At 46.8% G+C, this 18,924-nt stretch carries 16 protein-coding genes; 6 read left to right on the forward strand and 10 right to left on the reverse strand.

Translation table 11 applies throughout. The annotated features are described in order from the left end of the window. Window positions 1-80 precede the first annotated feature (80 nt). From SIB66_RS09685 to SIB66_RS09695, 3 genes are all read left to right on the forward strand, one after another. Complete coding sequence (locus SIB66_RS09685) at window positions 81-530, forward strand: DUF3531 family protein (RefSeq protein WP_011130165.1); 450 nt, start codon at window positions 81-83, stop codon at window positions 528-530. 8 nt (window positions 531-538) lie between these two features. Continuing rightward, complete coding sequence (locus SIB66_RS09690; RefSeq protein WP_063406962.1) at window positions 539-1,315, forward strand: 16S rRNA (uracil(1498)-N(3))-methyltransferase; 777 nt, start codon at window positions 539-541, stop codon at window positions 1,313-1,315. A gap of 307 nt (window positions 1,316-1,622) precedes the next feature. Continuing rightward, window positions 1,623-2,375 carry a DUF92 domain-containing protein gene (locus SIB66_RS09695; protein WP_063421735.1) on the forward strand — a complete coding sequence of 251 codons (753 nt, stop codon included), beginning with the start codon at window positions 1,623-1,625 and terminating at the stop codon, window positions 2,373-2,375. Between the two features lie 4 nt (window positions 2,376-2,379). On the opposite strand, the gene SIB66_RS09700 is transcribed toward SIB66_RS09695, so the two are convergent. The 6 genes from SIB66_RS09700 to SIB66_RS09725 form a co-directional block, all read right to left on the reverse strand. Continuing rightward, a complete protein-coding gene (locus SIB66_RS09700; RefSeq protein WP_236073761.1) occupies window positions 2,380-3,096 on the reverse strand; it encodes a sigma-70 family RNA polymerase sigma factor in 717 nt (238 codons plus the stop codon). A gap of 166 nt (window positions 3,097-3,262) precedes the next feature. Further along, window positions 3,263-3,940 carry a GDSL-type esterase/lipase family protein gene (locus tag SIB66_RS09705; RefSeq protein ID WP_063404030.1) on the reverse strand — a complete coding sequence of 226 codons (678 nt, stop codon included), beginning with the start codon at window positions 3,938-3,940 and terminating at the stop codon, window positions 3,263-3,265. 22 nt (window positions 3,941-3,962) lie between these two features. After that, window positions 3,963-5,528, reverse strand: coding sequence for a hypothetical protein (locus SIB66_RS09710; RefSeq protein WP_063406956.1), 1,566 nt, complete (start codon window positions 5,526-5,528; stop codon window positions 3,963-3,965). After that, a complete protein-coding gene (locus SIB66_RS09715) occupies window positions 5,525-6,268 on the reverse strand; it encodes a phosphonate ABC transporter ATP-binding protein (protein WP_063421646.1) in 744 nt (247 codons plus the stop codon). The genes SIB66_RS09710 and SIB66_RS09715 overlap by 4 nt, the downstream gene beginning before the upstream one ends. Continuing rightward, window positions 6,265-7,164, reverse strand: a complete 900-nt coding sequence (locus SIB66_RS09720; RefSeq protein WP_063406948.1) for a putative selenate ABC transporter substrate-binding protein — start codon at window positions 7,162-7,164, stop codon at window positions 6,265-6,267. The genes SIB66_RS09715 and SIB66_RS09720 overlap by 4 nt, the downstream gene beginning before the upstream one ends. A gap of 14 nt (window positions 7,165-7,178) precedes the next feature. Beyond that, a complete protein-coding gene (locus tag SIB66_RS09725; protein WP_063406946.1) occupies window positions 7,179-8,357 on the reverse strand; it encodes a pyridoxal phosphate-dependent aminotransferase in 1,179 nt (392 codons plus the stop codon). Between the two features lie 309 nt (window positions 8,358-8,666). Here SIB66_RS09725 and SIB66_RS09730 point away from each other — a divergent pair, with 309 nt between their 5' ends. From SIB66_RS09730 to SIB66_RS09740, 3 genes are read left to right on the forward strand one after another with little or no spacing between them, the layout of a single operon-like run. Continuing rightward, a complete protein-coding gene (locus SIB66_RS09730) occupies window positions 8,667-9,266 on the forward strand; it encodes a uracil-DNA glycosylase (RefSeq protein ID WP_063406944.1) in 600 nt (199 codons plus the stop codon). Continuing rightward, the gene (ispG, locus tag SIB66_RS09735) at window positions 9,263-10,483 is read left to right on the forward strand and encodes a (E)-4-hydroxy-3-methylbut-2-enyl-diphosphate synthase (protein WP_063406942.1); all 1,221 of its coding nucleotides are present in this window, start codon (window positions 9,263-9,265) and stop codon (window positions 10,481-10,483) included. The genes SIB66_RS09730 and ispG overlap by 4 nt, the downstream gene beginning before the upstream one ends. Before the next feature lie 37 nt (window positions 10,484-10,520). Beyond that, window positions 10,521-11,882: a S41 family peptidase gene (locus SIB66_RS09740; protein ID WP_063406940.1), complete on the forward strand. Its 1,362-nt coding sequence runs from the start codon at window positions 10,521-10,523 to the stop codon at window positions 11,880-11,882. Between the two features lie 93 nt (window positions 11,883-11,975). Here the strand turns inward: SIB66_RS09740 and SIB66_RS09745 are convergent, their stop codons facing one another. The 4 genes from SIB66_RS09745 to SIB66_RS09760 form a co-directional block, all read right to left on the reverse strand. After that, the gene (locus SIB66_RS09745) at window positions 11,976-12,098 is read right to left on the reverse strand and encodes a hypothetical protein (protein WP_255454360.1); all 123 of its coding nucleotides are present in this window, start codon (window positions 12,096-12,098) and stop codon (window positions 11,976-11,978) included. Between the two features lie 129 nt (window positions 12,099-12,227). Beyond that, window positions 12,228-15,809 (reverse strand): transcription-repair coupling factor, encoded by a 3,582-nt coding sequence (gene mfd, locus SIB66_RS09750; RefSeq protein ID WP_063406938.1) that lies wholly within the window; start codon window positions 15,807-15,809, stop codon window positions 12,228-12,230. A 146-nt stretch (window positions 15,810-15,955) separates the two neighbouring features. Continuing rightward, entirely contained in the window at window positions 15,956-17,152 is a 1,197-nt protein-coding gene (locus SIB66_RS09755; RefSeq protein ID WP_236070332.1) for an aromatic ring-hydroxylating dioxygenase subunit alpha, read from the reverse strand. 1,001 nt (window positions 17,153-18,153) lie between these two features. Next, window positions 18,154-18,636 carry a hypothetical protein gene (locus SIB66_RS09760; protein ID WP_236073763.1) on the reverse strand — a complete coding sequence of 161 codons (483 nt, stop codon included), beginning with the start codon at window positions 18,634-18,636 and terminating at the stop codon, window positions 18,154-18,156. Window positions 18,637-18,924 lie beyond the last annotated feature (288 nt).

Here is an 18,924-nt window from a genome sequence, read left to right on the forward strand (position 1 = left end):
CTCCAATTTGATTGATGAATGCTTGCTTATGCAGACGGATTTGTCGAATGCCGCGATGATGCAGCCATCGTCGAGCTTTCATGGACGTTCGTTTCCGCGAGGTTGATCCATTCAACTGTTGGCTATGGCTTCACTTTGCCGATGTACCAAGCCAGGGTGAGCAAAATTACGTCGATGGCATCTTTGATAGTTGGTACGTGATTGGCCGTTTGGGTGGATTTAATGCTGAGAACCTACAAGTCCATGAGGAAGGTGCTGATCTCAGCTGGATCACTTACGACAATGAAGACGCCAGATCCGTGATCCCTGCGCTGATGCACAACATGGGCCAGTTGGAATATCAAGGCTGCTGGGCACGTTGTTGGGTTGATCTTGGTACAAGTGATGCTGTTGCACTTGATGTCTTGATCAATGCTCTCCAACAAATTGACTCCGATGTGGTGCAGTTGGATGAAGTGTTAATTGGTGGTGTCAATGATGACTGGCCTGTTGAGCCCCATCCCGACAGCATCTTCCCTGTGGAGGCCTAAGCAGTCTCTTGGCTGAGCTCAGGCGCCTTTTGGTTGAATCGCAGCGGTTTGATGAAATCACTGCTTCTGACCATTTGTTATCTCTCAAGCAAGACGAAGTCCATTACCTGCGCAGAGTGCTTCGCCTTCGCAATGGGCAAGCGGTTGCGGTTGTTGATGGTGTTGGCCATTTCTGGGAGGCCCATCTACAAGCAGGTGATTTTTTAAAACTACACACGTCACCTTCGTCTCCTTCTCTACAACAACCTCGCCATCGTCAACAACTCGGTTTGGCTGTTGTTCTCCCAAAGCGTGGCTTTGAGGAGGTTTTGAGGATGAGTTGTGAACTAGGCGTCAACCTGATTCAGCCTCTACGTTCTGATAGGTGTACTCCTCAGGCGGAGGAGCGACCATTGCGATGGAGGGTGATCCTTAGGGAAGCAGTTGAGCAATCTGAGCAGCTTTGGCAGCCAGAACTTTTGCCCATAGCAGAAGCTTCAGCCTTGTGGAAAAGTCCACCAGATCATGCAGTTTTTGCTTTGGCCACCACTCGTCGGCAGGGACTGATTGATCTACAACTTTTGATGGAAGGATTGACCCCAGAAATCAACCAAGTCACAGTTGCGATTGGTCCTGAGGGTGGTTGGAGCCCACTTGAAGAGTGTGCCGCTGAGGCCGCCGGTTGGGTGCCTGTGGCGTTGGGAGATTCAATCCTGCGCACTTGCACAGCTGCTGTGGCAGCAGCTCAAACAATGGTTTCAAGTCGACGGATCAGCTTGTCAAGAGATCAGTCAAGATCTGATTGAATTCCTGCAGGCTTGTTTTTGATCTCCGCGGCTGCATTTTTACTCACGAATGTCAGCGCTTATCGGCGTCTTTTTCAAGCAAACCTTCATTTCATAGCGGCTTCCTTTGGCTCGAGGGCTTGGACTTCTTCAGTGATTTTCTGCACAGTCTTTTGAGGTGATAATTTTCTCAATGCTGAGATTGAGAAGATCAAAACCGTAGGCTGTTTTTTCTGCTTCATGCTCTGGTCTGCCAGACAGCGTCAAGCAATAGCCCACGCTTGCTGTCTCTTGTCCAATCTGGCCAAAGGCAGTGCTATCAAAGTTGATGCTTTTTTCTAATCCGACTCTGGTTCAATGGCTCTGGGCTTTTGCTCTCAATGCTCTATTGATTGCGCTGGCCCAGAGGCTGCCATTACTCACTTCCTCCGGATGGATTCATGCCGGGGCACTAGGCACCATTCTCTGGGGGTGTCTGGGCTGGCGTGGGTGGCTTGCGGTAGTGATTTATCTCGTACTGGGATCGATGGTCACCCGTCTTGGCATGGCCCAGAAGAAACTCGCTGGCCTTGCTGAGGGACGTGGTGGCAGGCGTGGGCCTGAAAATGTCTGGGGATCTGCAGCCACTGGTGCTGTAGTGGCAATCCTGATCAAACTGGGCCTTGGTTCCCAGTCTTTGCTGATGATCGGTTTCGCAGCAAGTTTTGCTGCGAAACTTGCTGACACCTTCGGCAGTGAGATAGGCAAACGTTGGGGCCGAACCACTGTGCTCATCACCACGCTGCGTTCTGTACCTGCTGGTACGGATGGAGCCATCAGTCTCGAGGGCACTCTCGCAAGTGCCCTTGGCAGTCTTTTGATGACCTTCGTGATGGTCTCCCTCTCTCTGTTGCCTTTTGGTTTCCAGGCGATCTTGGTTGCTTTGATTGGCTTATTGGCCACTCTTATGGAGAGCCTTTTAGGCGCAATTGCTCAGAACAAAATTAGTTGGCTGAGTAATGAACTTGTTAATGGTTTACAGACAAGCTTTGCTGCTGTTTTTGCCATCGCAATCGCCGCTTGGCTTGGTTTGGCTGCTTAATCAGCTAATCAGATTTGTTTGTGGACCAAAGTTGAAGTTGTTTAATTAAACCTCGCAAAACTCTTCGCAGCTTGTTCTCCTTAATCTTTTCGCGCTTTGCTAACTGTCTCAAGCTGATGTCATCGATGTAATGGGCGTAAAGCAAGTGTTGCTGGTGGGATGTTAGACGCTGAATAGCCTTTTTTAGCCATTGGTATTGCAGATCCGGTTCTTGCTGCTTTGGTGACTTGAGCCGTTCCAATAATGGGACTCTCTTCTCAACATGATTGCCACCTGTTGAAGTCACTTTGGCATCCAGAGATACAAGGTGTGTCTGCCATATGGCTTCCGCAGCTTGATGCCAGCGGTCTGAACTTACATTTAATTGTGCAGCCAGTTGCTCTTCGGTGAAAGGTTTTAAGCCATCATTCTGCTGCTTCTGCTGGAGTCTCATGCCGCGGGTATATAGGTCTCTCAGTCGCCAGGGCACTCTCACAATCTGGCTTCTGTCTCTGCGGAAATGGAGGATCTGGCCGTTGGCATGGGCCATTGCATAGCTACTTACTTTAAATCCAAGATTGGCATCGAATTTCTCCATCGCCATGATTAATCCCAGCCTTGCTTCTTGAATGAGATCATCCAGTTCTTCTCCGCCACGGGTGGCTTGGCGAGTTGCTGCAAGGTGCGCCAATCCAAGGTGTTCAACTACAGCCTGATTGCGTTTGTGTATCGATTTGGGCAATGAAAATGAACGCTGATTCCCATAGCACTCTGCTCTCTTTCTTCTCAAGGTTTTGCAAGAAGTTTGCGCCATGACTTGACTTTCTATTAACATCCTTAACTTTCTGCTTTTTTGCAGCACTGGTAAACCAACTAAAGGATGAACATCGGATTCCTTAGGGGTGATTTCAGCCAACCGTAGGAGTGAAGTTTGTTAGTGGTTCGAGCTGTGCCCACTCCAGCATCGATGTCCATGCCATCACCCGTTGGTGGATCCAGTCATGTCCCTCTGAGTTGAGATGGATACCATCGGGTTCGATCCAGCTGAGCCAGGCAGGTTCATTGAGCATGGCGTTGTGCAACGGCAGAAATGGCACATCAACCTCAAGACATGCTTCCTCAAGCTGGGCTTCATAAACCGACCCCGATTGGTTTGAATACCAGAGGCATTGCGCAAATGGCATTACAGCTTCATCGACAGGAGTGAGGCCCATCACCATCACCTTGGTGAGGTGTTTCATCTCTGTCAGCATTTGCTGCAGGCCAAAGCGAAAGGCCTCTGCCGTGAGTTGGGGCCGGCCATCGGGGCGTCCAATACGTGCTGTGTCATTGAGGCCCACCGCCACAAGAACTGCATCAGGAACCTGACGACGGAGTTCGCCTCGACTTTGCCATTCCTTTTGCCAGCGTTTGGCAACACTTTCCAGTCCATCACCACGAATTCCAAGCTGGTAGACCACTGGGGCATCAGGGAGGCTCATCCATTGGCATCGCAGACGTTCACACCATCCGCCACCCTCTCGATCTCCCCATCCATAAACACCACTGTCACCTATGACAACGAGTCTCTTGTATGTATTGGCCATCACATCGAGAAGTGGAACCTGATCAGCTTTGTAGGTCTACAACCATAGGTAGCTTTTTAGTTGAACCAGTCCAGTGATATCGCAAGCGATCAGTGATCGATTCTCCGATCAAGGTCAGAGCTGTGAACACCGCGATTAGGACACTGACCTGTGCCCAGTTGAACGAACCAAGAGATTCGATTAACTGCCAACCCAGTCCAGTGCCTCCAACCATGCCAACTACCACGGTTTCTCGCAAAATCACGTCCGTTCTGTAAGCGGCATAGGCTAAATAGCTACGGCTTTGGCCGCTAAAGCATCCATAGAGCCAAGCCGATCGTGCTCCAGCGCCAGTCGCGCTTAAGGCTTTCAAGTTGTTGTCGCTTTGTTGGTCAAGCCCTTCTTTTAAGAGGCGACCCATCACTCCAATGTTGTGGGCTCCAAGTGCAAGAGCAGCAACAGCCACACTCGGTTTGCTGAAGAGCAGCAAAAATAGAGCAGTAAGAGGGGTTGGCATCAGTCTTAGCAGGCCCCAGATGATTCTTTGTATTGCTATTCCCAGTCGGCTTGGCCAAAGCATCATTGCTAGTGGCGGTGTTCCGATAGCGATTCCTGCTGCTAACACTGTTAGCAACATCGTGCTGCTGATTAATTGGATCCATGGGAGAGTGTGAATAGCAATTATTAGCTCATCAACGGTTGGTAATGGAAGGGGGCTCCAGTGAAGAGGTTCTCCTAGATCAATATCAACTGCATTTAGCCAGGGAATACTTAGTGCGCATAGAATCAATAAGACAATCAATATACTGGCAACTTGCCAAATCCCATTCTTCGATAATTTGAAATATCTACGTATCAAACTTAATATCTGCTCAAGACTAAATATTACTGCTGCTAGTAACCATAAAGCTGTCCATACGTCATGGAATTGAAGAGATTGAAGTGCCAGTTGAAGGTCAGTGCCAATACCACCCAATCCAAAAACCCCCAACACGGTTGCACCTCTTAATGCACATTCAAGTCGATATCCGACATAACTCAATAAGACAGGCCCCATCGCAGGGCCAAGAGCTGTAATTAAGGCGGAAGAGGAGCCCGCCCCAGCCTGTTTTAAGCCCCTTAGGGCTCGACGATCCTGGGTGTCAAGTTGATCACTTACGACTCGAGCAACAAGTGAGGAGTAAGGAATGACGATTGCAACAATTGCTACCCAAGGGCTCAGTCCAACCATTTGAAGTAACAACAAACCCCAGAGGAGTTCATGAATTGCGCGCGGGATTGCCAAAAGTCTGCGAATCACAATCGCTGGCCAGTTTGTCCCTAAAAAGGTCTCCCATACCACCCTGGCGCTGGCTATGCCAAGACAAATTCCAACTATTGAACTTATTGACCAGCTAAGAAGAGCTGTGGCCAAAGTGATCTGTATTCCTCTAAATGCACTTTGAACGACCTCTGCTTGAATAGATGGATGAACGGCAGCGCAAATAAACTCCCATAGGAGAGTGACTCCACCATTGTGGAAACTTATGAGTATAGAAATAAGTACAGGCAATAAAGCCAGTGCTGGCAAAAGGCTCAGGATTGGAGGAGTTGGACTGAGGCGACTCATGCAGATCCGTAGATCAAGGCTAAGGCTTCTTCATCAAGACATTCAGCAGGTTGATCAAAGACAACTCTCCCAGACTTAAGTGCGATTACCCTGTCAAAGTGCCGAAAAAAGGATGGTTGATGCAGGCTCATCAAAAGGGTTCTTTCTTCGCCCATATCACTAGTCATCGTGTTGTCCAAGAAAAGATGGAGGATTTCCTCTGCAAGGATTGGATCGAGACTGAATAAAGGTTCATCAGCGAGAATGAGTTCTGGTTTTTGACGTAAGAGGCGTGCTATTGCCACTCGCTGTCGCTGTCCCCCCGAGAGTTCGCTTACCATTGCAGAAAGGATGCTCGATGAAAGACCTACTTTTTTAAGACATTCACTGCAGGCATTTAATTCGATTGGCTTGAGTAAATTAGCCAGAGCCCATAGTAAATTTCTGTTAGCTAACGCACCACAGTTGATGTTTTGTGCAACGTTGAGCTCTTCTACAAGGCGAAGATCTTGCCATAGGGTTCCTATTTTTTTTCGTTGACGTTTCCCTAAGTTTGAGGTTGAATAATTTTGCCAAATCACCTTCCCCGAATCAGGAATAAGAGTTCCGTTGGCAACCGCTAATAAGCTACTTTTTCCTGATCCATTGCTGCCTACAAGTGCAACACGCTCTCCAGAAGAAATGCTAAGGTTGATATCATTAAGCCGATTCCCTCTACTACTGTGAACAAATACGCCCTTTATTTCGAGCAATCTTCTCACTGAATCTTTCCTAGTTGTCTGCCTATTTTCTCGATTGTTATGTATTGATTTTGGTCTGCATCTACAAAACTACTTGCCCCAAAAAGTTCAAGTATTTTTTCTTGTGATTTTGAACTTTTCTTTAACCCAGTTAGAGTAGACTTTAGTTTATCAGTGAAACCATCGCCAAACTTTTTGTCGAGATTGGGTTGTGCTAGCCAGTGATAGTCTGCATATGGGGGCGTTCTCCAAATCACTTTCACTTTGGCTGGATCGATGCGGCCATTTTTTTGAGCCGACACCCATACACTTTCGTTCAGGGCGCCAGCATCAAAAGAACCACTTTGCACCAAAGCAATTGTTGCATCATGACTGCCACTGAAACCTGGTTTGCTTCCAGAAAAATCATTCATTTGCACACCTGCTTGCTGAAGGAAGTGCTGAGGCATTAATCTTCCAGAGGTTGAACTTTCGGAGCCAAAAGTGAACCGCTTCCCATTAAGTTGCTGAAGCCCAGATTGGCTTTTTAATGGCTTAATTCCGCTCTTTGTATTGGCTATGAATACACTTGTGAATTTGGCATCAATATCTCTTTGCGCGATAACTTCTGCTCCTGGCTTTTGCAACCTAGCTTGTACACCTGTTAGGCCTCCAAACCAAACAAGATCAAGGCTGTCGGTGCGGAATGCACTGACTGCGGCTGGATAGTTCGTGACTGCTTTGTAGCGAACGGGCACATTTAATTCTTTGCTCAGTTCAGACGAGAGTAGGCCGTATAAACGGTTCAAACGCTCAGGATTCTGATCGGGAATTGCCCCAATACGAAGTGTCTTCTCAGTTTGATTAGTGCAGCTCAGCAACCCAATCAAGCAGATCAATGAAGTGCGGACCAACGCCCCGCCCTGTCTTGAAGGCATGTTGTCTTTGTTGTTCAGCTCTTTTTGAGAGCTTTGCGCAGACGTTCTAGTCCATCGCAAATCGTTTCTGGTGAAACCGCACAGGTGAGGCGTACGCAACTGTCGTCTCCAAATGCTGCACCTGGAACCATCGCAAGCCCATGGTTTTCAAGAGCTTGCTCACAGAAACTTACTGAGTCGAGGCTTTCAGGTGGCAGTTTTGGGAAGGCGTAAAAGGCACCTTTTGGAGGAACCAGGCTCATTCCCTCAAGGCTAAGCAAGCCAGAGCTGAGGAGTTCGCGGCGGGTGTTGTAGCTCTTGACCATCTTTTTCACACACTCCCTTGAGCCTTGCAGCGCGGCCAAGGCTCCACGCTGAGCGAAACTGCAGACATTGCTAGTGCTCTGGCTTTGGAGGGCAGCAGCAGCTTTTACAGCATCAGCGGGGCCGGCTAGATAACCCAAACGCCAACCGGTCATTGCCCAGCCCTTGGCAAAGCCGTTAACGATGAAGGTTCTGTTTGAAAGATCTGGTGCTATGGCCGAGAAGCTGTGATGCTGTTGCCCTTCTTCAAGAATGAACTCGTAGATCTCATCACTCATGACCAGGATCTGGGGATGATCTCTCAGCAGATCAGCCAATGTTTCCAGCTCCTTGCGTGCCATCACACGGCCGGTTGGATTGCCAGGGGAATTAAGTAATAAAAGACGGGTTTTAGGGCCGATGGAGGCTTCTAGGTTGTTGAGATCTAGGCAGAAACCGTTTTCTGGAGTGGAGGGAAGTGTTGTCACCTTTGCACCAGCTAAGCGGGCCATTTCTGGATAACTCAGCCAATAAGGAGCAGGGATTAAAACCTCATCGCCCGGATTGAGGATCACCTGAAACAAGTTAAAGATTGCTTGCTTGCCTCCATTTGTCACCAACACTTGCTCTGCATTGGTTGGCACAGTGTTTTCTTTGCTGAGCTTGGTTGCTATTGCCTCACGGAGTTCGGGGTCTCCGGCGGCAGGGCCATAACGGGTGATGCCATCACGGAGTGCCTTCACCGTGGCATCAATGATGAATTCAGGGGTATTGAAATCTGGCTCACCAGCACTCAGGCTGCAGATGTCGCGGCCTTCTTGCTGAAGGGCCTTTGCTCGAGCACTGATTGCCAGTGTGAGTGAGGGCTGAAGGGCAACGACTCGGTCGGAAAGATGAGGCGGGAGTGGCATTGGTGCCGCATCCCCTTGCGGGATGCCCGTAAGGACCACATCTTGCCTGATGCTCTGACATGGACAACCAACATCTTTTAATTGGCTTTTTAATGCTCATGGTTGACTTGGGTCGCACAACCACTGTCCTTTGAAGGTCAATCGATCTTGCCAAGAGCTTGTTTTTGGAGACTCTTCGCGGTTTTTTAGTCAGAATTCGCCTAGATCTCCTCAACGCAAGTCGATGCTTTCCATCAGAGAGACGTTGCAGCTGTTCGCAATTAATTAAAATAAAACTCACAAGGATTGACCCATGTCTATGGGGCTCATATGGAGCGCACTAATGGCTGTGGTTCCTGTGACTTGCCTGTTAACCAGCCTCAGGTTGTTGTGAGTCGTGGAAACCCACATGCCTCTTTGATGCTGATCGGAGAAGCGCCAGGCGCTCGCGAGGATGAGCTAGGGAAGCCCTTTGTAGGACGTTCTGGGCAACTTATAGATCGTTTGATGGAGAGTGTTGGCCTTGACCCTCAAACTGATGCCTACATCTGCAATGTTGTGAAATGCCGGCCCCCTAAGAATCGGCGACCGACACTTGTTGAGATTGCTTCTTGCCGTCCCTGGTTGCAACAACAGATTGAGTTGGTTGATCCCTGTGTGATTGCCTTGGCTGGCTCGACAGCAGTCGAAGCCATCCTTGGTATCAAGGGAGGAATTACCCGTCTTCGTGGTCAATGGCAGCATTGGCAAGGCCGTTTACTGATGCCGCTTTTGCATCCTGCCTACCTCCTTCGCAATCCATCTCCAGTAGATGGTGCTCCTGTTGCCCTCACCAGAGGCGATCTGCTCGAGGTCCGCCAAAGGCTCATACAAGTCAATAGGTGCGCTGTTGTGCCAATGTTGGATTCATCTAGGCGCCGTCTGCCATGAGTGCAACCATGGCTGAGTATCAATCCAGCACATCCAGGAGATACGACACCCAGATCCACCGACGTGTAACGCGCACTGTCAACGTAGGAGGTGTCTTGATCGGTAGTGATCATCCTGTCAGGGTGCAGTCGATGATCAACGAGGACACCCTTGACGTGGAGGGTTCAACAGCAGGCATACGACGCTTGCATGAAGCTGGTTGTGAAATTGTTCGTCTAACTGTTCCATCTCTTGGCCATGCCAAGGCCGTCGGCGAGATTTGTCAACGGCTTAGGGAGACCTATCAACCGGTACCCCTTGTGGCTGATGTCCATCACAACGGCATGAAAATTGCCCTTGAGGTGGCAAACCATGTCGACAAGGTGAGGATCAATCCTGGCCTTTTTGTGTTTGATAAAGCTGATCCAGATCGAACCGAGTTCAGCGGCGAAGAGATTGCTTCTATCAGAGAACGCATTGCCGAGAATTTTGAACCGCTTGTCACTCGTCTCAAGCAGCAAGACAAAGCCCTTCGTATTGGCGTGAATCATGGTTCGCTTGCTGAACGAATGCTCTTTGCCTATGGAGATACTCCTCTTGGCATGGTTGAGTCAGCAATGGAATTCGTGCGAATTTGCGATTCGCTCGATTTTCATAACATCGTGATTTCGATGAAGGCCTCTAGAGCGCCTGTGATGTTGGCGGCTTATCGATTGATGGCTGACACAATGGATCAAGAGGGTTTCAATTATCCCCTTCATTTGGGCGTAACCGAGGCTGGTGATGGGGATTATGGAAGGATTAAAAGTACAGCGGGCATCGCAACGCTTTTAGCAGAAGGTCTAGGCGATACCATCCGAGTTTCATTGACAGAGGCGCCTGAGAAAGAAATTCCAGTTTGTTACTCGATTCTTCAATCCATCGGGCTGCGCAAAACGATGGTCGAGTACATCAGCTGCCCAAGTTGTGGCCGAACATTGTTCAACCTTGAAGAGGTTGTTCAGAAAGTGCGCGATTCCACATCCCATCTTGTTGGTTTGGATATTGCGGTAATGGGTTGCATTGTGAATGGCCCAGGTGAGATGGCAGATGCTGACTATGGTTATGTTGGTAAAGGCCCAGGAGTCATATCCCTCTATCGGGGCAGAGATGAGATTCGTAAGGTTTCTGAGTCTGAGGGTGTAGAGGCGTTGATCCAGTTGATTAAGGATGACGGTCGATGGGTGGATCCGCCATGAAGTCGTTATTGTGTGAGATCAGTCCAATTTGGACGCTATGCCTATCTCTAGAAGTCTTCGCTCATTAGGCCGCCAGCGCAGTTCATGGCTGGTCCTTCTGGGCGCGGGAGGAGCAGCTACTGCAATTGCACTTGCCTCTCCAAGTTTGGGTTTGCCAAGCAGTTCTTCTTCTGCTATTAGTGATAGCCCCAAAGAGGTGATTGATCAGGTCTGGCAGATTGTATATCGTGACTATCTGGATTCCACAGGTAAATATAACCCTGAAGTCTGGAAGGGACTACGCAAGGACTTATTAGCCAAGAGCTATTCAGCCACTTCAGAATCCTATGAAGCGATCCGTGGCATGTTAGCAAGCTTGGATGATCCCTATACACGATTCTTAGATCCAAAGGAATTTAAGGAAATGCAGATCGACACCTCAGGAGAATTAACAGGTGTTGGCATCCAGCTTTCTCTAGACAAGGATACAAAAGAATTAGTTGTGGTTTCACCAATCGAAGGAACTCCTGCATCTAAGGCTGGTGTCCAACCTAAGGATGTGATCGTTTTCATTAATGGACAATCCACTAAGGGCATGTCTACAGCGGATGCTGTTAAGTTGATTCGTGGTAAAGAAGGTAGTGAGGTCACCCTTGGTCTGCGTCGCAGGGGTGAAGTTATCCAGGTCCCGTTGATACGTGCACGCATTGAGATACAGGCAGTTGATATCCAGTTAAATACGACAGTAAATGGTACAAAGATTGGTTATATCCGCCTGAAACAGTTTAATGCCCATGCAGCTAAAGGAATGCGAAGTGCTATCAAGAATTTAGAAATAGAGGGTGCGCAAGGCTATGTACTCGACTTGCGTAGTAATCCTGGAGGTTTGCTTGAAGCCAGTGTAGATATCGCACGCCAATGGCTTGATGAAGGTACAATTGTTCGAACAAAAACTCGTGATGGCATTCAAGATGTACGCCGAGCGAATGGAAGTGCCTTAACCCAACGCCCTGTTGTGGTTTTGGTGAATGAAGGCTCAGCAAGCGCAAGTGAGATCCTCTCTGGAGCACTACAAGACAATCATCGTGGTGTACTTGTTGGACAGAAGACCTTTGGCAAGGGCTTGGTTCAATCAGTTCGAGGCCTTTCTGATGGCTCTGGTCTTACTGTCACGATCGCTAAGTATCTCACTCCAAGCGGATCGGACATTCATAAAAATGGCATCAAGCCAGATATTAAGGCCGTGATGTCTGAAAAAGAAATCAATAATCTTAAGCTTGAGGATCTTGGCTCTGGGAAGGATAGTCAATACAAGGTGGCCGAAACAACACTAATTAAAGCCCTAAACAAAATACTTGATGGACCAATGTATAAGCCTGTAGGAGTTAAACTTCCTCAAGCAATTCCATCAACGCTATAATATCTAAACAGTTAGGCTTTCTGTTAAATAATGATTAATGTATGACCTTGCAGGATTTGTACGAGCGCATAATAATTACGACCCGTTTGATCTCTAAGTAACAGGTTGCATTAAGCCACCATCTCCACCTGAATTCGAGTCGTCGTCATCGTTTTCTGCTTCGCTTTGAAGAACAGCAAAAATGGCAATGGCGGCGAGACTCAACAATCCGCTCATCAATCCCATCATTCCCTGATTGCTCCCGATCTCAGTGAATTCCCCCAAGGCACTTTTCGCTATTTGCGCAAATGTAACGAAGAATTGCGCTTTTGTAAAGACTTCTTAATATAGTTGCGCTGGAAGGGCTTAGGGGGTAATGACGGCCTCGTCTCGCTCTATGGCTTGCTGCTTTTGCTGAATTGCAGTTAATCCATCCTCGCAAGGAATCTGTGTGGCCATGAGACGCAACCACTCCATCAGTTGTTCAAGCTGTTTTTCCATAGGCAAGACGCTTAGACCTCGTGCCAGCACCTTGGCTTTATTTCCACTTCCAGTCTGGTAAATCAGTCGGCCGTGCAGGTGTTGCGGTAAACCTTGCCTAAGTAGCCGGAAGGCGGGCTCCTCCATCGGCGTTTCCATCGCAATATTTGGCTTTTCTGGCTTAATTCTCGAGATCCCGCAGCGACGAGCTAAGAGTTTGAGCTCCATGAGTTGAAGAAGTGATTGCACAGGACCAGGAATGGCTCCGTATCGGTCTGTCCAGCTAGCTGCCAACTCAATCAGTGATTCATGAGAAGCACAATTTGCGGCAGCTCGGTAGGCAGCGATCTTTTCGTCACCATCAACAATCCATTCCGCTGGCACGAATGCTGTTACCGGCAGATCGATTTGAGTGTCATCTACAGATGGAATGCCCTGTCCTTGGATTTCAGCAAGTGATTCCTGCAACATTTCCATGTAAAGATCGAAACCAATGGTTTCCATTTGGCCGCTTTGTTCAACCCCGAGAAGGTTGCCCACACCACGGATTTCCATGTCTCGCATCGCTAGTTGATAGCCACTTCCTAGCTGTGCAAATTCCTGGATTGCTCTTAGGCGTTGTCTAGCGGCATCACTGAGGGATGCTTCACCCGGATAGAACAACCATGCATGAGCCTGAACACCGCTTCTACCCACACGTCCACGTAGTTGGTAGAGCTGTGCTAGTCCAAATTTATGAGCATCCTCAATGAGAATAGTGTTCACACGTGGGATATCTAGGCCACTTTCAACGATCGTGGTGCATAGCATCAAGTCGGCCTCCCCTGCATTAAAGGCGACCATCGAGCTCTCAAGTTCGCCTTCTGCCATCTGACCATGGGCTACCAACAACTTCAAATCGGGCAGCATCTGTTGAAGTTGACGAGCTACATCTTCAATACCCTCAACACGAGGAACGACATAGAACACCTGTCCGCCTCGATCAAGTTCCTGGCGAATAGAACTACGAACTGCTTCTTCATCAAAAGCGGCTAGGTGGGTTTTGATAGGCCGGCGTAATGGAGGAGGGGTTGTGATCAGACTCATTTCCCTTACCCCTGAAAGGCTCATGTATAAGGTTCGCGGAATTGGTGTGGCTGAAAGGGTCAAAACATCTACATCCTTACGAAGAGCTTTGATCTTTTCCTTTTGATTGACTCCAAAACGTTGTTCCTCATCAACAACCAACAACCCTAGTTTTTGGAATGTTGTATTTTTACTGAGCAGCTGGTGGGTACCAACAACTGCATCGATTGTCCCTTCTTTGAGGCCATCAAGTATTGATTTTCGTTCTGAGCTTGTTCTGAATCGGTTCAGTAAGGCGACCTTGATTGGGTAGGGAGCGAAGCGGTCTGAAAGTGTTCTCCAGTGTTGTTGGGCTAGCACTGTTGTGGGGGCAAGCATGGCTATCTGGCGTCCAGACGTAATTGCTTTGAAGATCGCTCGTATTGCTACTTCCGTTTTTCCGAAACCAACATCTCCGCACACAAGCCGATCCATAGGTTGTGCTGCTTCCATATCGCGTTTTACATCAACGACTGCCTTGACTTGATCAGGTGTTGGTTCATAGGGAAAAGATTCTTCTAGTTCAATCTGCCATGGTCCATCTGGTGGGAAGGCATATCCAGGGGCCTGGAGTCGCTCTGCATAGAGCTTGACCAGATCCATCGCAACTTTGCGAACTAACTTTCGGGTTCGCTCTTTAACTTTTTGCCACGCTGTTCCTCCCATGCGATTAAGTTTTGGTGGCGATTCACTTGTTGATCGATACCGACCAAGGCTGCCGAGCTGATCGGCGGCCACGCTGAGTGTTCCATCCAAATACTCGATAACCAAATAGTCACGGACCTCACCACTTATGGTCAGTTTTTCTAATTTCAGAAAACGACCGATGCCGTGATTGCGATGCACGACGAAGTCACCAGTGCACATTTTATTGGGGTCAACCCTACGACTCGCTGCCCGTCGTCGTCGTCGAACATAACCGGTAGAGCCAAGGGTTTTTTGACCAAAAAATTCACGGTCAGTCATCAAAACAACACGCCAGGCTGGTAAGATCAGCCCCTCTAAATCCACAGCACCGGTAGTCTTTAATGCTACTGGGGTGTTTTGCTCGAGCAAACGTTCAATGGCTGGGTGATCTTTAGCGTTTGGGACGAAGCGTGTGATGCAGTCATGCTCCTCAAGAAGAGCCACAGCACGGCTTGGTTGTGCAGATAAAAGCCAAACGGGATGATGTTCTTTTTGATAATTTTTGATTTGCTCTCCTAACCTCCCGAACTGGTTTGGGTTGGCTGGAATTGGCCGACTGGCAAGATCAAAACTATTTGCATAACCATCGTCTTCATGGAGTTCGGCAAGATCAATGCCAGCAAAGCCATCTGTGGTTGCATAGCTTTCTTCGATGCTGCGATGAAGCAATGGAGGCCAATACTTTTTTTGTTCATCAGTTGACAAGCCCATTGATTGACCCACATCAATGTGATGCTCTTCTGCATGTTCAAGCCATAGTTTTCCATGTGCAGAGCCATGACGCTTCTCATCTATTGCGATAAAGGAGTTGGTAGGAATGTAGTCAAGTAGCGAGGCAGGTTTGTTCCATGCAATACCCATTAACCTTCTTATACCATCTGGAGTAGAACCTTCGAAGAGTTGATCTAAAGTCTCCTCACTAACAAGACGGTCAAGCCCATCGGGCATGGACTCTCGTAGTTGATGAGCAATTAAAGGACTAAACCCTGAAGGGGTTAGGCAAAGCTCATTAACTTCATCCAGGGAACGTTGACTGACTGGGTCGAATTCTCTTAATTTGTCAAGTTCATCGCCGAATAACTCGAGGCGAACTGGTAATTCACTGCTTACTGGAAATATATCAACGATGTCACCACGACGACTCCAGGTAGCTTCCTGATCAACGGCTGTAACTCGATCATATCCAAGCTTGGTAAGAGTATTGGCTAAGCTTTCCAGGTCTATATGCTCTCCACGACAGAGTATTTCACACTGTGATGCGAGTGCATCAACAGGAGGTAGATGTGGCTGCAAAGCTCTTTCTGTGGCCACAATGGCTCGATCGCAACTTCGGGTTGATTCTCCAAGAAGTTCACTTAGAACCTGCAATTGCCCCCATACGATTTCTGTTGTGGGGTCAAACGGCTCATATGGTGATCCTTCACTTGTTGGGTAGAGATGATTATGCGACCAACCCATCATTGCAAGCAGCGAAGACCAGCGATTGGCCTCTTCTAGTGTCGGTACGATCACAACCAGTGGACGGCTCTGCTTACGAGCTATTGCACTTGCAATTAATGCGCGACCGACTCGCCCGGCTCCCCGCATCAGTAAGCGCTCGTTCCGATTACTTCTATCCACCAACTCACCAGTGAGAGTAGACTTCTGAAGCTGACGAACTAATGAGCTCAGAGGCATGGTTGCTAAATAATCATCAAAATTGACACGTTATAAATATAGCTTGTGAGGCCCAAGTGAAGTGTTTTGTTCAATTGTTAGGCAAGGCCTAATTCTTGAACAGAACTCATATCAATAAAAATCAAAATCTCTAGGAAATTAGATCTTTATTCTTGAGTTCCAACCATGGGCATTGAAACATTGCCAGACTTTATTTGTTGAACTAAGTCTGGCGCAAAAATGAACGCGAATATGATCAGAACTATAGAGAATAGTCGAACAGCTACTTTACGATCGATTATACGTTTAATATCATGAGATAGCTGTGGGTTTGCGGGAGGGTATAGCATCAACATATCTTGATGAATTGTATTTGTATGTGCGGTTGTGGGGTGTATATCCCATGGGTGTTCTTTCTCAAGTGAGTGTTGATGCCAATCCCAAAAAAGATTAATCATCTTATCTTCTGCTAAAAGTTTGGCTTGACCTTGGTTCAAGTAGCCCATTTGCTCATTAAACGTTTGAGTTTGTAAGACGAGATAGTCTTCAGAGAAAATTTTATAAAAAACTTTTTGCTGCCTTTGTTTAAAGAGAAGTAATTTGCACAGAAGCTTATTCCTGAGAAACTTTCTATAATGACGAACAATGATTCGTGCTCTATTATGTGACAAGGGGATATGATCTAAAACTTGTACATATCTTGCCTTCTCAGTTGCTCCCTTGAAAATAATCACACGGCCAGGAGGGATAAAGATTTGAGAAATAAATTCTTCCTTGTTATTTTCTTTCTCATGATAGACGCTTCGAAGATGATATTGGTCTTTATTAATTAACTGATTGAAGCTTTTAATTGTTTTTCTGTTAACATCATTTCCTGGCAATGTATTGCCATGTAGCCAAAAGATATGTAAGATGTCCAAATGATTTTCTATGATGCGAGACCAATCGCATTTAAAGTCTATAAATACTTCTTCATATTCGTAATCTTTCAAGTCAAAGCCATATGCCTCTGGAAGACTATTCTCTAGGTGAGATTTTATCTGAAAATCTTTTGGGCTAGGCTGTGCTTCTCCTGTATAATAAATATATATATAGTCACCTTGTTCTACACAGGGATATTGCCTGAGGTGTAAATGTTTCGCGAAGTTATCATAATGAGAGTCAATAATATGGTTGCATGTTATTCTATCTGATCCATCCTGATTGCAGGATGTCGTATAGCGAGCTCCATGATATGGACAGACAATTTCACCGTTTTGATTTTCTCCTCCACGAAAAGATGCCGATCGATGCGGGCATGAATCTTTGATACACCTCGGCTTGTTATTCTTGTCTCTGTATATCACTAATGGCTCATTAAACATGGACAGATGATATAATTCATTTTCTTTTAATAACTTACTGGCACAGACGGAATACCAACCCAGTAGGCCTACTGAAGGACGTATGGCTTTCTCGATTGGAGACTCAACTGTCAACTTGGTCTTTTTTTATTAATTCGATTTTATCGTGCAGGCAACTGGTTTGTAAATTCTGCAGTTATGGCGTAATAATATTGATATTCTGGTGAGCTTCTCATTGGCCTCTTGGATGCGACGTTAAGACTGATAAACGCATGCGCTGCAGGCGATCACACCGGTGACCCCTGGGCCTCACCCCCCCCTGACAGGACCTTCGTAGCACTTAGCTCACCGCTTTCTGGTAGATCTTTCCTGCCTTGACGGCACGGGTTGCGGCATCTTCGTATTTTGACGACTCAGTTGATTATTCAGGCTAAAATTATTTAACGCTAACAATTTATGCAATATACCAACGCAAACTAATCAGCGAACAGACTAGCAGTATCTCTTCCTGGATTTCAATTGGCAGTTTAACTCTTATGTCGTCCTCCTAATTAAGCTGCCACTGATGACAACAACTTATTGTGGATCTTTTGACAGCTTAAGAGTTTTAGATTCATAATATCGTGCAAGATGCTATTCCCTGAGGCTGATTCTGTGCCATTGATTCTTTCCGATGCAACATGATAGTTCGGTCTAATTGTTGCCGCATGCTCAACAGCATTATTTATAGGCATCCAATCCTCCTTTCAGGCTTCCAATTCAGATTATCTATCAAGCTCATGTTGACCTAGCGTATTGATACCTCTTGAATTTATCTTATGAACCTTTAGCGTTTGTGTATATTAATTCCGAACAAACTTAAAAGCCATTCTTAATTGGTCTACATTGATGCCACTCTATAGCTTTTATACAGCCTTTACGATATATTTATCATCGACTGTATCGATGATTGCTAACTTTAAATTTTTTCTTTATCAAATAGTCAACATATACGAATCATGCAGACAATATTTTTATGTCGATTATTGCCTATTTGATATCAGCTCTGCTTCTAGAAGCATGTTGAAACTCAGCAATTGTTGATCATTTAATTGTTGTCGACTTCTCGCTTTTAGTTGCTCTTGTAGGTATCTTCTGCCTTGCTCTGGTGTCCATCTAAGTTTCTCGAGCAATTGATCACATTGGCTCAGAAGATCTGTTCGGCGTAATGGTTGGCTAGCCTCATTAGGATCTTCTCCAGGCTTTAATCCTTTTAGTAGATTAAGATAGGAATTTAACTCACTGTAACGAGTGATGCGATGACGACTTGAGTGACCAAAGCACTTCTGCAGGTAAAGCGTCTCTTGTTCTCTATCCCATCCGACTCTTTGTAGCTCATGATCTATTGCTGCCAATTCATCACTCCAGTCTTCGGGATCTGTTAGAGCCTCTACTTGTTGCTCTGATGTTGATAATTGTTCTATATTATTTGGTTGATGATTCTGCTCATCTTTTTTGAATGGCACGCTGATTAATCTTTTATTAGTGCTTGAATCTGAATCAGTTTCTTGAGTCTCAACTAAATCACTATCATTGAGATGGCTTGTCTTGTTGGCTAGTCGTTGGATCAGTCTTTCTATTGCTCGGTCTTCTGCAGACTCAGCTGTCGGTCCCTCTCCTAAGGCACTTCCTAGAGGCTCACCACCTTCCCAACCCGAAACGTGCACAATGCAACGATTTGGGTCTGTGTGGCACAACTTTACCTGGATCTGCATCACCAACGGCTAAAGCGAGTCTTTCTTGGCATTATTGAC

This window comes from Prochlorococcus sp. MIT 1318, from assembly GCF_047304505.1.
Taxonomy (GTDB): Bacteria; Cyanobacteriota; Cyanobacteriia; order PCC-6307; family Cyanobiaceae; genus Prochlorococcus; species Prochlorococcus marinus_D.